This window comes from Sphingopyxis sp. (genome assembly GCF_035250425.1).
Lineage (GTDB): Bacteria > Pseudomonadota > Alphaproteobacteria > Sphingomonadales > Sphingomonadaceae > Sphingopyxis.
In genome coordinates this window covers 1-4,280 of the sequence record NZ_DATFFD010000297.1, presented here as the reverse complement: position 1 = coordinate 4,280, position 4,280 = coordinate 1, and the positions used below count along the sequence as shown (strand labels likewise).

Below are 4,280 nucleotides of genomic sequence, written 5' to 3'. Positions count from 1 at the left end.
GGCGCAGGCGCGGGCGACCGTCTGGGACAGCGTGGGCAGCGTGTCGCGCGCGGTCGCGGCGCTTTACCCTGACGTGCGGCTCGACGCGACGGGCGATAAGAATGTGATCGTGCGCGTCGAACGGCAGGATCTCGACGAACTCATCGGCAATCTGCTCGAAAATGCGGCGAAATATGGCGGCGGCAGCGTCTTCGTCACGGTCGGGCGCGAAGGCGATATGGCCGAGATCGTGATCGAGGACGACGGCGCCGGCATTTCACCCGACGACCGCGACCGCGTCATCGATCGCGGCGTCCGCCTCGACAGCGGCAAGCCGGGGACGGGGCTGGGCCTCGCGATCGTGCGCGACGTCGCGGAGATTTACGGCGGCAATATTATGCTGGAAGAGAGCGAGGATCTGGGCGGGCTGCTGGTGCGGCTCAGGCTGCCCGCGGGGTAGGGCCAGGTCGGCTTTGGGGTGGTGAGCGGAGGACATAGTCAGTTCCTCCCCGGAACGGGGAGGTGGCAGCCCGCAGGGCTGACGGAGGGGTCGAAACCTTTCGTCAAGACGCACCGTCCCGACCCCTCCACCAGCACTCCCCCTCCCCGTTCCGGGGAGGAACTAAAACGTCCGCTCCCGGTCGAAACCAGCCCCGCTCACGCCGCGGTGACTTCCAGCCCGCGCTGCACGCTCGGCCGCGCCAGTCCCGCATCCAGCCAGCGCTGGACCTGCGTGAAGCGGTCGAAACCGACGATCTCGCGTGCTTCGTAAAAACCGATGAGGTTGCGGACCCAGCCGAGCAGCGAAATATCGGCGATGCTGTAATCGTCGCCCATCACCCACGCCCGCCCATCGAGCCGCGCGTCCAGCACCCCGAGCAAACGCGTCGATTCCGCCGCATAGCGGTCGCGCGGGCGTTTATCCTCATACTCCCGCCCTGCGAATTTGTGGAAGAAACCGAGCTGGCCGAACATCGGGCCGACGCCGCCCATCTGCCACATCACCCACTGGATCGTTTCGTAACGCTCCGCCGGGTCGCCCGAAAGAAACAGCCCGCTCTTGTCGGCGAGATAGATCAGGATCGCGCCCGATTCGAACAGCGCGAGCGGCTTTCCGCCCGGGCCGTTCGGATCGTAGATCGCCGGGATCTTGCCATTGGGGTTGAGCGCGAGGAACGCCGGATCGTGACTTTCGTTCGCCATGATGTCGATCCGGTGCGGTTCATAGGCGAGGCCGGTTTCCTCGAGCATGATGCCGGCCTTCACGCCGTTCGGCGTCGGCGCGGAGAAAAGCTGAATCCGGTCGGGGTGCTGCGCCGGCCAGCGGGCGAAGATCGGATGGCCCGTGCTCATGCGCTTTGCTCGCGTTTCGCCTGCTGGTGATGGCGGATCACCTCGTCGATGATGAAGCGCAGGAATTTTTCGGTGAAATCGGGGTCGAGGTCGGCATCGCGGGCCAGCGCGCGCAGCCGTTCGATCTGGCGCTCCTCGCGGCCGGGGTCGGCGGGGGGCAGGCCTTCGCGCGCCTTGAGTTCGCCGACCGCCTTGGTTACCTTGAACCGTTCGGCGAGCATATAGACGAGCGCCGCGTCGATATTGTCGATGCTCTGGCGATAGCGGCTCAGTTGGTCGTCCATGGGTGCGCGATTCCTCTCTTCTCCGGCACGCTTGGCACCGGGCGGGGCTTCAAAGCAAGCCGAAAGTCGTTGCAAAATCGTGACTGCGGCGCCAAGGCTCGCCGCGTTATGACTGCGGAAATCCATCAGCTGCACGGCGACCGGCCGCCCTCGCTCGACCCGATGATGGCGCTTGTCGCCGCCGATATGAACGAGGTGAATTCGGTCATTCTCGACCGGATGCAGTCCGAAGTGCCGCTGATCCCCGAACTCGCGGGTCATCTGATCGCGGGCGGCGGCAAACGCATGCGCCCGATGCTGACGCTCGCGTGCGGCAAGCTGCTCGACTATCCGGGGCGCCGCCACTGCAAGCTCGCCGCCGCGGTCGAATTCATCCACACCGCGACCCTGCTCCACGACGATGTCGTCGACAAATCGGACCTGCGCCGCGGGCGCAAGACCGCGAACCTGATCTGGGGCAACAGCGCCTCGGTGCTCGTCGGCGATTTCCTGTTCAGCCGTGCGTTCGAGGTGATGGTCGAGGACGGCTCGCTCAAGGTGCTCAAGATATTGTCGCGCGCCTCGGCGGTGATCGCCGAGGGCGAGGTCAACCAGCTCTCGGCGCAGCGCCGGATCGAAACGAGCGAGGACCAGTATCTCGCGATCATCAACGCCAAGACCGCCGAATTGTTCGCCGCGGCGTGCAAGATCGCCGCGGTCGTCGCTGAACGCGACGAGGCGACCGAGGCTGCGCTCGACGCTTATGGCCGCAATCTCGGTATCGCGTTCCAGCTCGTCGACGATGCGATCGACTATGTCTCGGACGCCGAAACGATGGGCAAAGGCGTCGGCGACGACTTCCGCGATGGCAAGGTCACCTTGCCCGTCATCCTCGCCTATGCGCGTGGCAGCGCCGAGGAGCGCGAGTTCTGGAAACAGGCCATCGTGGGACACCGCACGTCGGACGAAGACCTCGCCTATGCCACTTCGCTGCTCCACAAGCACGACACGATCGCCGACACGCTCGCGCGCGCACGCCATTACGGCCAGCGTGCGGTCGACGCGATCGGCGGTTTCAGCGCCAGCCAGGCGAAGTCGGCGCTGACCGAAGCGGTCGCCTTCGCGGTCGCGCGCGCTTATTGAGGTGGGTGCTTTTCCGGTTCACGCGAAGCCGCGAAGCCGCGAAGAAGAGGGTTACGAAATGCCGCTTGCGTGGCTGGCCATCTCGCACGAAGCGCCTTTCCTGAAAATTGCCTGCGGCGACAAACCGGTCATGCCGCCCTGCACGACATCTTCGCGTCTTCGCGGCTTCGCGTGAAACAGGTGGCCCCCAACCTCACGCCGCTCCCCATCGATGTCGTCCTGCCCGACATCATGGCGGCGCTGGTGCTGAAGCCCAACGCCGTCGTCGTCGCGCCGCCGGGTGCGGGCAAGACGACGCGCGTCGCCCCCGCGATCCTCGACCAGCCATGGTGCAAGGGCGCGGTGTGGCTGCTGTCGCCGCGGCGGCTCGCGGCGCGCGGCGCGGCCGAGCGGATCGCGGAGGAGATGGGCGAGGCGGTCGGCGGCACGGTCGGTTATGCGACGCGGCTCGACAGCAAGCAGTCGGCCGCGACGCGGCTGCTCGTGATGACGCCGGGGCTGTTCCGCAACCGCATCCTCGCCGATCCCGAGCTTCAGGGCGTGTCGGCGGTGCTGTTCGACGAGGTTCACGAACGCAGCCTCGACGGCGATTTCGCGCTGGCATTGGCGATCGACGCGCAGCAGGGATTGCGCGACGATTTGCGCCTCGTCGCCATGTCGGCGACGCTCGATGGCGCGCGCTTTGGCGCCTTGCTCGGCAATGCGCCGGTGGTGAGGAGCGAGGGCAAGATCTGGCCGCTCGAACTGCGCCATATCGGCCGCCGCGCCGAGGACCGGCTCGAGGCGTCGGTGCTGAGCGCGGTGCGGCAGGCGCTGACCGACGAGCCCGCCGAGGGAAAGGGGGGCGACATGCTCGCCTTTCTGCCCGGCGCCGCCGACATCGAACGCGCCGCGACGGCGGCCGAGGACGCGCGTCTGCCGCTCGCGGTCCATCGCCTGCACGGCCAGATCGATCCGGCGCTGCAACGCAAGGCGCTCGTCCGCGACCCCGACGGGCGGCGCAAGCTGATCCTGGCGACGAGCATCGCCGAAACCAGCCTGACGATCGACGGCGTGCGCATTGTCATCGACGCCGGCCTGTCGCGCCGTCCGCGCTTCGACAAGGCGGCCGGCATCGCGCGCCTCGTCACCGAACGCGCCAGCCAGGCATCGGCGACCCAGCGCGCGGGCCGCGCGGCGCGGCAGGGGCCGGGCGTTGCGTACCGATTGTGGGAAGCCGCGGCGACCGCCGGCATGCCGCCGTTCGATCCGCCCGAAATTCACGAGAATGACCTGATGCCCGTGGTGCTCGATTGCGCGAGCTGGGGCATCGTCGATCCGCGCCAATTGGGCTGGCTCGACCCGCCATCGCCCGCGGCGATTTCGGAAGCGAAGACGCGGCTTCAGGCGATCGGCGCGCTCGCCGACGACGGCCGCATCACCGCGCATGGCAAGGCGCTTGCCGCGATCCCGCTGCCGGTGCCGCTCGCGCATATGCTGCTCGACGCGGCGCGCGCGGGCGAGGCCGAGATGGCGGGGCGGCTCGCGGTGCTGCTGACCGAG

The 4,280-nt window shown here is 67.7% G+C and carries 5 protein-coding genes; 3 read left to right on the top strand and 2 right to left on the bottom strand.

Going from position 1 to position 4,280, the window contains the following annotated elements; translation table 11 throughout:
• The coding region (locus VJ811_RS17960; protein WP_324074901.1) for an ATP-binding protein at nucleotides 1-439 on the top strand (439 nt) is incomplete at its 5' end.
• A gap of 197 nt (nucleotides 440-636) precedes the next feature.
• Here VJ811_RS17960 and VJ811_RS17955 read toward each other — a convergent pair.
• Nucleotides 637-1,332, bottom strand: coding sequence for a glutathione S-transferase N-terminal domain-containing protein (locus tag VJ811_RS17955; RefSeq protein ID WP_324074900.1), 696 nt, complete (start codon nucleotides 1,330-1,332; stop codon nucleotides 637-639).
• Nucleotides 1,329-1,616: a chorismate mutase gene (locus VJ811_RS17950; protein ID WP_179495777.1), complete on the bottom strand. Its 288-nt coding sequence runs from the start codon at nucleotides 1,614-1,616 to the stop codon at nucleotides 1,329-1,331. The genes VJ811_RS17955 and VJ811_RS17950 overlap by 4 nt, the downstream gene beginning before the upstream one ends.
• A gap of 108 nt (nucleotides 1,617-1,724) precedes the next feature.
• Here VJ811_RS17950 and VJ811_RS17945 point away from each other — a divergent pair, with 108 nt between their 5' ends.
• Nucleotides 1,725-2,738, top strand: a complete 1,014-nt coding sequence (locus VJ811_RS17945; RefSeq protein ID WP_324074899.1) for a polyprenyl synthetase family protein — start codon at nucleotides 1,725-1,727, stop codon at nucleotides 2,736-2,738.
• 231 nt (nucleotides 2,739-2,969) lie between these two features.
• The coding region (locus VJ811_RS17940) for a helicase-related protein (RefSeq protein ID WP_324074903.1) at nucleotides 2,970-4,280 on the top strand (1,311 nt) is incomplete at its 3' end.